11 protein-coding genes and 1 tRNA gene are annotated in these 13,609 nt (G+C 54.0%); 10 read left to right on the top strand and 2 right to left on the bottom strand.

All coding sequences use genetic code 11. The features are described from left to right. Nucleotides 1–23 precede the first annotated feature (23 nt). From UF64_RS16475 to UF64_RS16460, 3 genes are read left to right on the top strand one after another with little or no spacing between them, the layout of a single operon-like run. Nucleotides 24–2,048: a ferritin-like protein gene (locus tag UF64_RS16475; RefSeq protein ID WP_052657678.1), complete on the top strand. Its 2,025-nt coding sequence runs from the start codon at nt 24–26 to the stop codon at nt 2,046–2,048. Continuing rightward, nucleotides 2,048–3,019 carry a DUF692 domain-containing protein gene (locus tag UF64_RS16465; protein ID WP_082049838.1) on the top strand — a complete coding sequence of 324 codons (972 nt, stop codon included), beginning with the start codon at nt 2,048–2,050 and terminating at the stop codon, nt 3,017–3,019. Before UF64_RS16475 ends, UF64_RS16465 begins: the two co-directional genes overlap by 1 nt. After that, a complete protein-coding gene (locus UF64_RS16460) occupies nt 3,016–3,837 on the top strand; it encodes a DNA-binding domain-containing protein (protein WP_052657677.1) in 822 nt (273 codons plus the stop codon). The genes UF64_RS16465 and UF64_RS16460 overlap by 4 nt, the downstream gene beginning before the upstream one ends. A gap of 146 nt (nt 3,838–3,983) precedes the next feature. Here UF64_RS16460 and UF64_RS16455 read toward each other — a convergent pair. Then, a tRNA-Ser gene (locus UF64_RS16455) sits at nt 3,984–4,073 on the bottom strand. A 350-nt stretch (nt 4,074–4,423) separates the two neighbouring features. Here UF64_RS16455 and UF64_RS16450 point away from each other — a divergent pair. The 3 genes from UF64_RS16450 to UF64_RS16440 all read left to right on the top strand — a co-directional run bounded on the left by UF64_RS16450 (nt 4,424) and on the right by UF64_RS16440 (nt 7,460). Then, a complete protein-coding gene (locus UF64_RS16450) occupies nt 4,424–4,729 on the top strand; it encodes a hypothetical protein (protein WP_044829709.1) in 306 nt (101 codons plus the stop codon). A gap of 127 nt (nt 4,730–4,856) precedes the next feature. Beyond that, nucleotides 4,857–5,849: an NADPH:quinone oxidoreductase family protein gene (locus UF64_RS16445; protein ID WP_044829708.1), complete on the top strand. Its 993-nt coding sequence runs from the start codon at nt 4,857–4,859 to the stop codon at nt 5,847–5,849. A gap of 342 nt (nt 5,850–6,191) precedes the next feature. Then, nucleotides 6,192–7,460 (top strand): bifunctional 2-polyprenyl-6-hydroxyphenol methylase/3-demethylubiquinol 3-O-methyltransferase UbiG, encoded by a 1,269-nt coding sequence (locus UF64_RS16440; protein ID WP_044829707.1) that lies wholly within the window; start codon nt 6,192–6,194, stop codon nt 7,458–7,460. A 293-nt stretch (nt 7,461–7,753) separates the two neighbouring features. Here UF64_RS16440 and UF64_RS16435 read toward each other — a convergent pair whose 3' ends face one another. Next, nucleotides 7,754–7,963, bottom strand: a complete 210-nt coding sequence (locus tag UF64_RS16435) for a DUF1127 domain-containing protein (protein WP_044829706.1) — start codon at nt 7,961–7,963, stop codon at nt 7,754–7,756. Between the two features lie 421 nt (nt 7,964–8,384). Here UF64_RS16435 and gcvA point away from each other — a divergent pair, with 421 nt between their 5' ends. The 4 genes from gcvA (at nt 8,385) to UF64_RS16415 (ending at nt 13,606) form a co-directional block, all read left to right on the top strand. Next, nucleotides 8,385–9,320 (top strand): transcriptional regulator GcvA, encoded by a 936-nt coding sequence (gene gcvA / locus UF64_RS16430; protein ID WP_044829705.1) that lies wholly within the window; start codon nt 8,385–8,387, stop codon nt 9,318–9,320. Nucleotides 9,321–9,494: 174 nt separating this feature from the next. After that, complete coding sequence (locus tag UF64_RS16425; protein WP_235285119.1) at nt 9,495–11,447, top strand: extracellular solute-binding protein; 1,953 nt, start codon at nt 9,495–9,497, stop codon at nt 11,445–11,447. A gap of 3 nt (nt 11,448–11,450) precedes the next feature. Further along, complete coding sequence (locus UF64_RS16420; RefSeq protein ID WP_044829704.1) at nt 11,451–12,572, top strand: microcin C ABC transporter permease YejB; 1,122 nt, start codon at nt 11,451–11,453, stop codon at nt 12,570–12,572. Nucleotides 12,573–12,574: 2 nt separating this feature from the next. After that, nucleotides 12,575–13,606 carry an ABC transporter permease gene (locus UF64_RS16415; protein WP_044829703.1) on the top strand — a complete coding sequence of 344 codons (1,032 nt, stop codon included), beginning with the start codon at nt 12,575–12,577 and terminating at the stop codon, nt 13,604–13,606. Nucleotides 13,607–13,609: the final 3 nt, after the last annotated feature.

Raw genomic sequence — 13,609 nt, 5'->3', positions numbered from 1 at the left:
TGTTCAAGTTAAAGGATGTTCCCATGACAAAAACCACAGCTAGCAGCGATAAGCTTCTGCCGCCGACCAAGGCGGAAAAGATATTGATTAACAAGATCAACAAATCTGCAAAATGGAATCGTGATCGGGCCCTCAAGGAACTCAAAGAGCATCTTCAAATCGCTGTGGAGATCGAACTCGCGACCTTGCCAATCTATCTTTACACTTATTATTCCATTGACCGGACGCCGGATGGCTTTCCGGCAACACCTGTTTCCCGTTTTGCTGACGAGGCCGGTGCCCTGATCATGAGCGTTGCGGTCGAGGAAATGCTGCACATGTCGCTGGCATGCAACATCCTCTTTTCGTTGGGGGGGGAGCCGCAACTCTATGGCAAGTCCCCGTGGCCTTATCCGGCCAATTTGCCGCACCATGAGAAGCTGGGACCTGATTGCAAGCCAATGCAAATTCCGCTCGCGCCGTTTTCGCTCGAACAGATGTGGAAGTTCCTGGAGATCGAATATCCGGCCACATCCGACGCGCCGCCGCAAAGCGATAACTGGGACACAATCGGCCAAGTTTATTCCTATGTCCGCTGCATTATCCTTTCGAAATATATCCTTGATGAGGATTTCCAGGTCGGCGCGCGTGCTTGGCAGATTCAGGATACCAACTATTCCCCGAACAATATCGATACGGTTTATCCGACCGGCAACTTTAATAAAAACCGTCCTGTTCCAACACCGGTCGTGGGTTCAGCAGCCCGCGTTGCAGATTTTACCAGCCATGATGACAGCCATGCCGGTGGTGTGGCATTGCTGACGGTTGACAGCTGCGAAAGTGCGCTTCTGGCAATTCAAACCATCGATGCGCAGGGTGAAGGTTATGGTCCAAGTAAGTTTGACGATCCGTCAGACCAAGAATTGTCCCATTATTACAAGTTTCTAACGTTGCAATCGAAACTTGAGGGCTATGACCCGAAGCATGAAAAAATCCCGGCCAATCCTAAGCCGCCGAAGCCTGCACAGGACCCTATCACGAACAAAAATTTGGAGTGTTTTGTCTATAACGTTCCAACCAATCCTGAGGCAGCACAGTATGGCCAAGGTTTCAAGGAATGTGCAGATGTGGTGAATGGTCTTTACCAATATATGCTGATCATGACCGAGACCATCTTTAAGGTTGGGCCTAAATTTCAGAAGGTTTATTTCAATCAGGCCCTGCATCGTTCGATGATCTGGATCCTGGATAAGGTTCTCCAAGCCATGCGTACGCAGCAGGCGACGGTAACGTGTGGATCTCTGGTAAGGGAGGTTGCTTTCGCACCGTCATTTGAAAATATCGACTTGGGCACGCGCGATCAGGCATTTTCAAACTTGAAAAAAATGTGCGCCGAGCTCGATAATAAGTATGGCACCGCCAAGTGGTACACGGATAGTTATATCAAGTATTATATTGATATGATCCCGACATTGTTTGATGTCAGCCCTTATTGGGGAGGGCTTCCGCAATTTCCGGCGAACCCGCCAGCGGAAATTGGTGCAAATGAAGTTCGGCACGCCTGTATGGGTTTGAATTCTTGTGCCAATCAGGGCCGGACTCGTCAGAATGATTGTGCAGGGCAGGGTTATTGTTCCACAGCACTGGCTTACAATTATGCCAATCCGTCCCAGCCACTTGTCGCAGACCATACCTGCCATGTGAAAAACAATTGTGCCGGTCAGGGGGGATGTGGCCTGTATGGCACGGCAGAGGAACAAAACAATCCTGGTGGCAATGACTGTGCAACCCTTGGCTCGTGTGCGACGCCAATCAATGCTGAACGCTTCAGCACGATGGGTCCAAACCAGGGTAAGGGCGTCTGGTCGCGCGCGCGCGAAATCTTTGAGAAAGAAACTTATCCAAAACTACGAGCCAAGAACCCAAATCTGCCAGAAACACCGCCATCCGTTCCGCATCCTCATCTGTTTAAATATGGTCCCATTATTGAGTGGATTCAGGACTATAGTGGTCAGGGTATGACGGCTTGTGGTGCCAGTGGCATGAGTGGCGCGGGCAGCTGTGCCTGATGGATAAGGTTGCTGATAAAAGCGAAGTGCAATCCTCCCACCCGGACCCGGCTTTCGAGCTGCTGGGTCTGGGCATAGGGCTGCGCAATTGTCATTTTGACCATATCTTGGCGGAATGGCCCGAAGTTGATTGGTTCGAGGCAATCTCGGAAAACTTCATGGATTCAGGTGGGCGACCCCGTTGGGTACTAGACCAGATTGCCGAACGTTATCCGGTTGTGTTGCATGGTGTCTCCATGTCAATCGGGAGCACCGATCCGCTTGATATGGCCTATTTGGCAAAACTCAAAAAGCTTGCAGACGATGTCAGCGCCCGCTGGGTTAGTGATCACCTCTGCTGGACAGGCATTTTGGGGCTTAACAGCCACGACCTTCTTCCGATGATGTTGACAGAAGAGGCGCTCGACCATGTCGTTGAGCGGGTCCGGCAGGCACAAGATGTTTTGGAGCGACCACTGGTTCTTGAAAACCCCAGCAGCTATGTGCAGTTCCAGAAGTCAACAATCAGCGAGCCGGATTTCCTGCGTGCCCTTTGTGATGCCACGGGATGTCGGCTTCTGCTCGATGTGAACAATGTCTACGTTACCTGTTTTAATGCTGGCACCAGTACATCCGACTATATGAAGGCATTCCCGTTTGATCGGGTGGTTCAAATGCATCTGGCCGGGCATCAGCATTGCGGCACGCATATAGTCGACACCCATGACAGCCCCGTATGTGACGACGTATGGCAACTGTTCCGAACAGCCTGGCAGAAGACTGGTGGTGCTGCCGTGCTTTTGGAATGGGATGGTGACGTGCCGGAGTTTGAACGTGTTCATGCAGAAGTCTTGCGTGCGCAGGCCTATATTGATGACATTGCCCCGCTCCCTGAACAAATGGTACCGCAACGACGCAAAACAACCACTTCCACGCCGGTAGATTTCCTGGTGCCGAACGTCATGAATGACAGCAGGATCCAAATACCATGACAGCGGATGGCGGCTCTTTGTCAAAGGTTCAGCGCTGGATGATGAGTGCGCTGATTGCGCCCGGCAGGGTCGATGGGGAAAGCGTGACCGAAACCTTTTTGCCCGGTGCGCAACTGGATGCGGCGTCATGCCTTGGCATTTATCAGCGTAGCTACATCATCCGGCTCAGAATTTGCTTGATGGGACAATTTCCTGCCACGCTCCATGCGCTCGGAGAGGACCTTTTTTGTGATTTTGCCGATGAGTATCTGAGAACCTGTCCGTCTGATAGCTACACGCTCTACGAACTTGGTCGGCGTTTTGCCGCGTGGATGGAAGAAAACCGCCCCGATCGTGATTTGCACCCAGAAGAGCGCGAGCCCTGGGTCGATTTCATGATTGATCTGGCAACCTACGAACGAATGCTGTTTCATCTTTTCGATGCCCCTGGGCACGAGGGTAAACCGTGGCCGTCAATCCAAACGCCAGACAATGAATTGATTCTGTTACCCGGTCTCGTTCTGGCACAGTTCCGTTTTCCGGTTGCCTGGTATTATCACGAAGTGCGCGCCGGAAAATCTCCGCTCTATCCTGCGCCAGTGCAGCAACTGGTTGCGATTGTGCGCAAGGATTTCCAAACGACGACTTTTCCCCTCAGCCCGTTTCACTTTCGTTTTCTGACTTCGATCCAGCGATTGGGCAGTATCGATGCAGCGCTCGAAGAAATGGCACTCTGGTGTGGTCGTTCACTTGCAGATGTCCAAAGTTCTTGGATCGCAGACGTAAGGCAGGGTTGGATTACTGCAGGGTTCTTTATTCGCCGCAATGATCAGGACTAAGAGAGGTTATGTAGAGCCCTTAGTTCAATCTGCTCAATGGCTTGCTATCGGGAAATGTGCCAAATCCACGGAAAACGAACCTCGACACAACGAAGCTGGCGGGTAGATCTTGTTTTTGCAGATAGGAAATAGTTTTTTGAGCTAAGTGGCAGAGAGGAGGGGATTCGAACCCCTGAGGGGCTTACACCCCAACACGCTTTCCAGGCGTGCGCCTTAAACCACTCGGCCACCTCTCCACATGCGATCTTTGATATATCGCGAAAGCGGGCGGACATTAGCCGAGACGCCCGCGCTTGACAAGGCCCAATCAGCCTCTTTTTTCACTTTGCTCAAATCCCCCTGAATACCCCCGTAAAGCACCCTGCTGTTTTGGTACTTAACCGTCTGAAACCCTTGGTAATGAAGGCCTTGCCATAATCTTTACTTCTTGTTGAGGTCTCATCCGTAAGGTTTGAGGTAAGCGTTTGCGACTGTTACGCGAAACAGGGGTCCGTGAAAGCCCCCTTTACGACAGTCGCACAGACCCGTTAGGGTATCGGCAATATTTGCTAATATACCGACCCTGACAGGTAGTTTGGAGAGGATAATGTGGTTTTTCCGGGCGTTGGGATGGTTACTGCTATTCGCCAGCATCGCCGTGCTGGTCGATGATTCCATTACCGCGCTTCAAACAGGCAGTTTTCGATTGGTCGCCGCGGGCGAGCTCTGGTATCGCCTTGATACCGGCAGCCTGAACCTGCTGCAATCCGTCATTCAGCGCTATATTTCTGTCTGGGCGTGGGACACCATCTTTGTGCCTGTTCTGTTGGCCCCGGCGCTTGTCGTGCTGTTTGTACCCTCTGCCATTCTTCTTCTGCTGACCCGCAAGCGCAAGCGTCAGCGCATTTTCTGATCCCGTTCGATTTTTGCTGTTCGACCCGCCCGATCCCGCGCGGGTTTAGTCCTTTGTCGGCTTGTCTCGGACTATTGTGCACGGCACACTGCCGGGCATCAGGATCACAACAGGCAGGAAAACCGGGATGAAGGCGTGGGTGTGCAACGCATTTGGCGAAGAACCACAATGGATCGATGCCCCGGATCCCGTCGTCGGGCCCGGTCAGGTCCTGATTGATGTTGCCGCCTGCGGGGTCAATTTCGCCGATACCCTGATTTTGCTCGGCAAATATCAAAAACGTCCCGTTGGTCCGTTTTCTCCGGGCTTTGAAGTCAGTGGCACGGTGCGCGCCGTTGGCGATGGTGTCACCCATGTCAAACCCGGCGATGCGGTCATGGCGCTGCCCGATTGGGGCGGGTATGCCGAACAGGTGATTGCCGATGGCAGTCTTGTGATCCCGCTGCCAGATGGTGTGGATTTCGAAAGTGCATCTGCCTTCCAGGTTGCCTATGGCACAAGCTGGTTTGCCTTGAAATATCGCGCCGAAGTCAAACCGGGCGAGGTTGTTCTGGTCCATGGTGCGGCCGGCGGGGTCGGCCTGACGGCGGTCGAATGCGCCAAGCTTCTGGGGGGCATTGTAATCGCCACGGCGGGTGGGGCGGACAAATGCCAGATCGCGCGCGAACATGGCGCGGATCATGTCATTGACTATAAGTCCGAAAACATCCGCGATCGGGTGCTTGAGATCACAAGCCCGCTTGGAAAGCCCAAAGGGGTCGATGTCGTCTATGATCCGGTCGGCGGGGATGTGTTTGATCAAAGCCTGCGCTGTGTTGCGCCCGGTGCGCGCATGCTTCTCATCGGCTTTGCCAGCGGCACGGTGCCGCAAATCCCGGCCAATATCCTGCTGGTCAAGAATGTCACCGCCATCGGCTTTTATTTTGGCGCCTATCTCGAACAGAATCCCGATATCGCACAAGCAGGCATGGCAGAGCTGCTCGATCGCCTGAAATCCGGGGCGATCCGCCCGATGATTTCGCACATTTATCGCCTTGAAGGCGCGATGGAGGCCCTGGCGTCTATCCGCGATCGCAGTGCAACCGGCAAGCTTGTGATCGATTGTCGTGCAAACAGGTAAATACGCGGATTTTCTTAACAAGAGCGTGTTGCGCGAAATCTGTTTTACTTTGCCGAAGGCAACCCTTTGTTCCGCAAGGAAAGGTCCGCAGAGCGTAGTGGTGCTACGGGCAAGGACTTTGACGCCGAGGGGCAAAGGGTTGGTCGGCCCGAAGGGTATGTTTTTGGCGGCCTTTCGCAGCGTTACACCGTTTGACCGATGCGCCGCATCGCTCTGCACGCCGTGCCTTGCCAAAGTGCGCGCCAAAAACATACAAAGTTAATCAGATTTCGCTCAACACGCTCTGATTCGTTGGTATAGGATACCCGCGTCCCAACCACTTCTCTGCCGGATTTCGCCGCAATGCCCGACGACAAAAACAGGCCCGATCACGTCCAGTCTTCTGAAAAGACCCGTGATCAGTATGAAACCTATCCCTATCCGGACCGGAATCCGGAGGATGAGGACAAGCGCCTGATTACCGGATCGCCGGGCAACTGGGACGAGGTCGTTCATTTTGTCTTTGGCGGGCGCGATCCATCGGCCAAAGGCAAAATCAAAATCCTTGTCGCAGGTGGTGGCACCGGCGATGCGCTGGTTATGCTGGCCCAGCAGGCGCGTGACCGCAAAGCCAAGGCCGAGATCGTCTATATCGATCTGTCCGAAAGCTCGCGCGCCATTGCCGAAGCCCGCATCAAGCGCCGCAATCTTGAAAAGAACGTCACCTTTGTCACCGGATCCTTTGTTGATCTGGCCGCAGAATACGGCCCGTTCGACTATATTGATTGCTGCGGTGTGCTCCATCACCTGCCCGATCCCGATGCCGGGCTCAAGGCACTGACCGATGCGCTCAAACCCAATGGTGGCATGGGGCTAATGGTCTATGGCGAGATTGGTCGCCAGGGCGTCTATCACATGCAGGAAATGATGGAGCGCCTTAATGCCAAGGCCGGCGGGGCCAAACGCCTTCATTTCGGCAAGGCGCTGTTTAATTCGCTTCCCGGGACCAACTGGCTCAAACGCAATCCGTTTGTCGGCGATCACATCCATGGTGGCGATGCCGGGTTCTATGACCTTCTTCTGCATCAGCAGGACCGCGCCTATCGCGTCGATGAAGTCTTTGATTTTGTCGAGGGCGCTGGCCTGCGCCTGCAGAACTTTATCGAACCGATGCGCTATGACCCGACCACCTACTGTTCGCGCCATGATGTGCTTGATAAGGCGGTTCATGTGCCGTTCCGAGATCGCGCTGCGCTGGCAGAGCTGATGGCGGGCAACATCACCAAGCACATTTTTTATGTCGTTAAGGCCAAGAACAAGGTCAAACCACCGGTCCCGTCGCCTGAATTGATTCCAACCTTCACTCGTATAGAAGGGGCAAACTTGGCGCGTTCGGTTGCCAAGACCGGCAATATCAAGATCACCTTCACAGGGCTTGCCGTGACGCGTACCATGCCCTCGGCATCGCCTGCGATCCTGTCGCGCATTGATGGCAAGCGCTCGATTGGCGAGATCTATGACATGTTTGATCCCAAGCCCGAAAAGTTCGAATTCAACGCCCAGTTCGCGGTGATGTATTCGGTGCTGAACGCGGCAAACCTGATGTATCTGCGCTATCCCGAGAAGAAGTAGCGTATCGCCAAGGCCAATAAAAAATGCCGGTCACAAGGGGATTGTGACCGGCATTTATCTACGCATGTTCCTCCGGGGGGAGGCTGGAACATGCGCTCAGGGATTCGCAGGGTCAGAACCAGTCAATTTGGTTTGAATGGTTCTGACCCTGAAGCCTTATTTAAGGCTAAGGCCTTTCCACGCGTCCATCAGGGCTTCAATCAGAACCTGGAGCGGGAAAGTAATTGCGCTGTGCAGCGGGGATACATTGTTCTGCATGACAAAATACTCGGTATAATGCGCTTGCGCGCGGGTTAAGCTTTCCAGAACGGCTTGGCCGCTTCGCGTTTCGCGTCATAGACGGTCCAACCGATATCGCGCAGCATGTGTGCGTCCATGTCGGCCAGCTTCTGACGCAGGTCGTAACGTTTGACCCAAGTACGCGGCAGCTCCAGCAGGCTGGTGGCATTGTGATGACGATGGGTGGCGGTGAATGCGCCAACTTCTTTGGTGATAGCAACCATTGCTCTAATCCTTTTGAAACTAGGCCTGCTCTCAACAATTCAGCGGCCCTGCATCGATAATCTCTGTCAGAGCGTGCTGTACTAAACCTGCATCCCTTTGCCGAGGGCATCCTTTTGTCCTGCTAGGAAGGGTCTGCAGAGCGTAGCCGGGGCTACGGTCGAAGATCCTGACGCTGCGGGGCGGAAGGATGTCCCGGCCCGAAGGGTTTGATTTTGGCGGCCTTTCGCGGCGTTACATCGTTTGACCGATGCGCCGCATCGCTCTGCACGCTGTGCCTTGCCAAAGGGCACGCCAAAAACAAACAAAGTGAAGCAGATTTAGTACAACACGCTCTTAACTCAGGGTTACCGGAAAAAATGCTTGCGCTCAAACCACCTTTTGTCATCATTGCATGACTAAAACTCATGCAAAGTGTCTGTCATGAAACGCCGTCCATTGCCGCTAAATGCGCTTCGTGCCTTCGAAGTAGCCGGAAGACTCGAAAGTTTCACCAAAGCGTCACATGAGCTTAACGTGACCCAAGGGGCTGTCAGTCGACAGGTGCAGCATCTCGAAGAGGTGCTTGGTCGCCAGCTGTTTGAACGCCACCACAGAAGCCTGCGGTTGACCCGCGCGGGTCAGAACCTGTTGGAATCCCTGACACCCGCCTTTGATGCCATCGAAGATGCGGTGGCCAAGGTCGAAGATCGCGCGGATGACACCTTGCTGTCCGTGTCCGCCCCGCTGACGTTTTCCATGCGCTGGATCGTGCCACGGCTGGGTCGTTTTCAGATGGAATATCCCGATTTTCAGGTCCAGCTGGGCACCTATAACGATGATCTGGCCTCGGTCGATTTTAACGAGGTCGATATCGCCATCCGTTTTGCCGACCACGCGAACGAACAGCTCGTTCATGAATTCCTGACCGGTGAACGCCTGCTGCCGGTGTGCCACCCAAGCCTAGCCAAGCAACTCAAAACCCCCGAAGACCTCGCGGGTGTGACGCTTCTGCATTGCTCGGCCCAGCGCGAAGACTGGCGCATCTGGCTTGAAGGTACGGGCATTCAGGGCGTCGATGGCACCAAGGGGCCGGTTTTTGCCACCCTTGATATGGCGATGGAGGCCGCGGCAAGCGGCTTTGGCGTGGTGATTTCCGATCCGGCGATGATCGGGGAATATGTTGTCACCAACCGTTTGACGGTGCCGTTTGATCTGCCGGTCGACAGTCCCTATGCCTATTCGCTGGTCTATCCGCGCGGCCGTTTGGAGCGCCGCAAGGTCAAGGCATTTCGCGACTGGTTGATGGCCGAGATCAAGCTTGAAACCTCCCGGCGAAAACTGAGCCAAAAAGACTCGTCCTACGGCAAAGTCACGTGATGGTGCCTTGAAATTGAACGATTTAGTAGTGACTATCAGATACTTCTAGTGTGGCATCTTTCACAGGTGGACGGCATGACACATTGTCAATGCCCGACCACCGATTGCACCGCACAGATTAAGTCCACATAATAAAGCAGTGATCAGCTTGCATCAGGGGAAGTCGACAATCACATGATTTCGTATGCAGCCAGCATGAAAATGCCGGGCAGGGAACGTCTGGCCATGACCATGACATCCATCCTGTTTGCCGGTGCACTCACCCTGTTTACGGCCATGGTGCCGATCAACCCCGCGAACGCGCAAGGCGGCGAAACACCGGTAATTAACCCGGCACCGACAGTCCCGGTGGATGAGGCCGATCTCGCGCCGCTGACCACCCGATCACACGGCATTTCGCTTTATGGCGATCTGAAATACGGGCCGGACTTCCATCATTTTGATTATGTGAACCCCGACGCGCCCAAGGGCGGCACGCTGGTGCAATCCTCGATCTCGCCGTTCGATACGCTTAATCCCTTTACCCTTAAGGGGACGCCCGCCGCAGGCCTAGGCCTGATCTATGATAGCCTGATGACTTCGAGTGCGGATGAACCCTATGCAATGTATGGTCTGATTGCGCACTCGATCGAAGTCCCCGAAGACCGATCCTTTGCCATCTTCCACCTTGATCCGCGCGCGCGTTTTCAGGATGGCAGCGACATCACCGCCGAAGACGTGGTGTTTTCCTATGAAATCCTGGTCGAAAAAGGCAGCCCGGTTTACCGGCAGTATTTTTCCCAGATCGACGGGGCCGAGGCGCTTGATGAGTTGACGGTCAAATTCACTTTCAAACCCGGAAATAACCGCGAAACCCCGATGACCGTGGCCGGCATTTCGATCATGCCCAAGAAGTTCTGGGACGGTAAGGATTTCTCAAAAACCACGTTCGAAATCCCGGTTGGCAGTGGACCATACATGGTCGACAGCATCGAAGCAGGACGCCGGATCACCTATAAACGCAATCCCGATTACTGGGCGGCCGATCTTCCGGTAAATCGCGGCCAGAGTAACTTCGATACCATTCGCTACGATGTTTACCTCGACCCGGAGGTCGAGCGTCAGGCGTTTCTGGCCGGGGAATATATGGTGCGGTCAGAACATTCATCGCGTGACTGGAGTACCGCCTATAAAACACCTGCGGTCGAACGCGGGGACATCCAGAAAGAATTCCTGCCGGATCACTTGCCTGTCGGCATGCAGGCCTACGTCTTTAACAACCGCTTGCCGCTGTTTTCTGATTGGCGGGTGCGCAAGGCACTGCAATACGGCTTTGATTTCCAATGGCTAAGCCAGGCCATGTTCTATGGGGCCTACAAGCGGACTGACAGTTATTTTGTCAATTCTGATCTGGCGTCAAGTGGCATCCCGACCGGCAATGAATTGGCCTTGTTGGAACCTTACCGCGATCAATTGCCGCCCGAACTTTTTACCCAACCCTTCGAGCTTCCAAACTTTGACGAAGCTGACGGGCGTCGAAAGGCGCTACGTGAATCCATGACGCTTCTAAACGAAGCTGGCTGGGAAGTGCGCGACAAGGTTCTGGTCAATAAGGAAACAGGGCAACCTTTCCGGTTCGAGCTGATCATTCGTCAGCCGGGCATTGAAAAGATTGCTTTGGTGATGAAGGCCCGCCTCAAACAGCTTGGCATCACCATGGACATTCGCCTGATCGATACCGGACAATGGATCAACCGTATTCAGGCCTTCGATTTTGAAGCCATCACGTTCTGGTGGCAACAATCTCTGACACCGGGCAATGAGCAACGCGTGTTCTGGAGCTCGGAAGCTGCCGATCAACCCGGATCGCGTAACTTTGCTGGCATCAAAAGCCCCGTGGTTGATGCCATGATTGACAAGGTCGCCTCGGCAAATAGCTGGGACGAGCTGGTCACTGCCACCCATGCGCTCGATCGAGTTCTGTTGTGGGGATACTACGTGATTCCGCAATACTATCTTGGTGGTGAACGTTTGGCCTGGTGGAATGTGTTTGGCCGTCCCAAGGATGTCCCGCTTAAGGGGGCATCGGTCATGCGTTGGTGGATCGACCCCGAAAAATCAGCCAAGCTCAAGATGGGGGGATTCTAAGCCATGCTGAACTATATTCTGCGGCGTTTGCTGCTGATCCCGGTCACGCTGTTTGGCATCATGGTACTGAACTTCGCGATCATTCAATTTGCGCCTGGCGGTCCGGTTGAACAGGTGATAGCCCAGCTTCAGGGAACGGCTGTTTCTTCAACCGCGCGCATTACCAATCAGGGCGGGGATAGCGGTGGGGGCTCTGCATCAGGCGCACCATCGGCCTCGGGCAACAACTTCTCATCGACATCGAACTATCGCGGTGCGCAAGGGCTCGATCCCGAAGTCATCAAGCAGCTCGAAGTGCAGTTTGGCTTTGACAAGCCAGCACACGAACGCTTCTGGATGATGATGAAGAACTATCTGACGTTTGATTTCGGCCAAAGCTACTTCCAGGATCGCGATGTCGTCGATCTGGTGCTTGATAAAATGCCGGTCTCGATCTCGCTGGGGATATGGTCGACGCTGATCATTTACATCATCTCGATCCCGCTTGGCATTACCAAGGCGGTGCGTGATGGCTCGAACTTCGATATCTGGTCGTCTGCTGCCATCATTGTCGGCTTTGCCATTCCGGGCTTCCTGTTTGCCGTCATGCTGATCGTTCTGTTTGCCGGTGGGGCCTATCTTGACTGGTTCCCGTTACGCGGGCTGACATCGTCAAATTGGGAACAACTGTCCCTGTGGGGCAAGATCGTTGATTATTTCTGGCATCTGACCCTGCCGATCATAGCCCTCACGATTTCGGGTTTTGCCACCCTGACCATGCTGACCAAGAACTCGTTCCTGGATGAGATTAACAAGCAATATGTCGTGACCGCCCGTGCCAAGGGCCTGACCGAAAAGCGCGTGCTCTATGGCCACGTCTTCCGTAACGCCATGCTTCTGATCATTGCCGGGTTCCCCAGTGCCCTGGTTGGTATGCTGTTTACCGGCTCGGTCCTGATCGAGGTGATCTTCTCACTTGATGGTCTCGGTTTGCTTGGTTTTAACGCGGTAATGACGCGTGACTATCCGGTGATGTTTGCCACCCTTTATTTCTTCACGCTGTTTGGCCTGATCATGAACCTGATCAGTGACCTCAGCTATCACTTCGTTGATCCACGGATCGACTTCGAAGGGCGGGGGAATTGATCATGTTCAATGCTGTTCTCTCACCGCTTAACCGTCGGCGTCTGTCGAACTTCAAGGCCAACAAGCGCGGCTATTGGTCGCTTGTGATCTTTGCCATCCTGTTTGTCATTTGTCTGGTGGCCGAACTGGTCGCCAATGACAAACCGATCTTCGTCAAATATGGCGATGACTGGTATATCCCGATCCTGTCCGACCATCCCGAAACGGCCTATGGCGGCGATTTTGACGTCGAGACCGATTTCTATGATCCCTATATTCAGGGCAAGATTTCTGAGAACGGCTTTGCCATCTGGCCGGTTATTCCGTTTTCCTATGACACCATCGATTTCGGAATGCGCGAACCGCAACCGGCCCCGCCCTCCATGCGCCATTTGCTGGGCACCGATGAGTTGGGCCGCGATGTTCTCGCACGCCTGATTTACGGTTTCAGGATTTCCATCCTGTTTGGTTTGGCACTGACTGCCGTCAGTTCCGTAATCGGCATCGCCGCCGGGGCTGTGCAGGGCTATTTCGGCGGCTGGGTCGATCTCGGCTTCCAGCGTGTGATCGAAATCTGGTCGGGCTTGCCGCAACTCTTCATCCTGATCATTCTTGCAAGCCTGTTTGCGCCGGGTTTCTGGACGCTTTTATTCATCCTCGTGCTGTTTAGCTGGATGAGTTTGACTGGTCTTGTCCGTGCAGAATTCCTGCGTGCGCGTAATTTTGAATATGTCCGGGCTGCACGGGCGCTGGGCATGACCGATTACCGGATTATGTATCGCCATGTTCTGCCCAATGCGATGGTTGCCACCATCACCTTCCTGCCGTTTGTGCTGAATGGATCGATTGTTGCGCTCACCTCGCTCGACTTCCTGTCGCTTGGCATGCCGCCCGGCTCGCCGTCGCTTGGTGAATTGCTCTCGCAGGGTAAGAACAACCTGCAGGCACCATGGCTTGGTCTGACGGCCTTCTTTGCCATTGCGGTGATGCTGAGTCTTCTGATCTTTATCGGCGAGGCGGTGCGCGATGCGTTTGATCCGCGCAAGACGTTTTAGGAG

The organism is Thalassospira sp. HJ, from assembly GCF_000948415.1.
In the GTDB taxonomy this organism is placed as follows: domain Bacteria; phylum Pseudomonadota; class Alphaproteobacteria; order Rhodospirillales; family Thalassospiraceae; genus Thalassospira.
This window is presented reverse-complemented; position numbering and strand designations above follow the sequence as displayed.

Coding starts and splice junctions, on each gene's coding strand:
- UF64_RS16425 (WP_235285119.1), top strand. CDS start 9,495: ATGATTTCGTATGCAGCCAGCATGAAAATGCCGGGCAGGGAACGTCTG.
- UF64_RS16460 (WP_052657677.1), top strand. CDS start 3,016: ATGACAGCGGATGGCGGCTCTTTGTCAAAGGTTCAGCGCTGGATGATG.
- UF64_RS16450 (WP_044829709.1), top strand. CDS start 4,424: ATGTGGTTTTTCCGGGCGTTGGGATGGTTACTGCTATTCGCCAGCATC.
- UF64_RS16415 (WP_044829703.1), top strand. CDS start 12,575: ATGTTCAATGCTGTTCTCTCACCGCTTAACCGTCGGCGTCTGTCGAAC.
- UF64_RS16475 (WP_052657678.1), top strand. CDS start 24: ATGACAAAAACCACAGCTAGCAGCGATAAGCTTCTGCCGCCGACCAAG.
- UF64_RS16435 (WP_044829706.1), bottom strand. CDS start 7,963: ATGGTTGCTATCACCAAAGAAGTTGGCGCATTCACCGCCACCCATCGT.
- UF64_RS16465 (WP_082049838.1), top strand. CDS start 2,048: ATGGATAAGGTTGCTGATAAAAGCGAAGTGCAATCCTCCCACCCGGAC.
- gcvA (WP_044829705.1), top strand. CDS start 8,385: ATGAAACGCCGTCCATTGCCGCTAAATGCGCTTCGTGCCTTCGAAGTA.
- UF64_RS16420 (WP_044829704.1), top strand. CDS start 11,451: ATGCTGAACTATATTCTGCGGCGTTTGCTGCTGATCCCGGTCACGCTG.
- UF64_RS16440 (WP_044829707.1), top strand. CDS start 6,192: ATGCCCGACGACAAAAACAGGCCCGATCACGTCCAGTCTTCTGAAAAG.
- UF64_RS16445 (WP_044829708.1), top strand. CDS start 4,857: ATGAAGGCGTGGGTGTGCAACGCATTTGGCGAAGAACCACAATGGATC.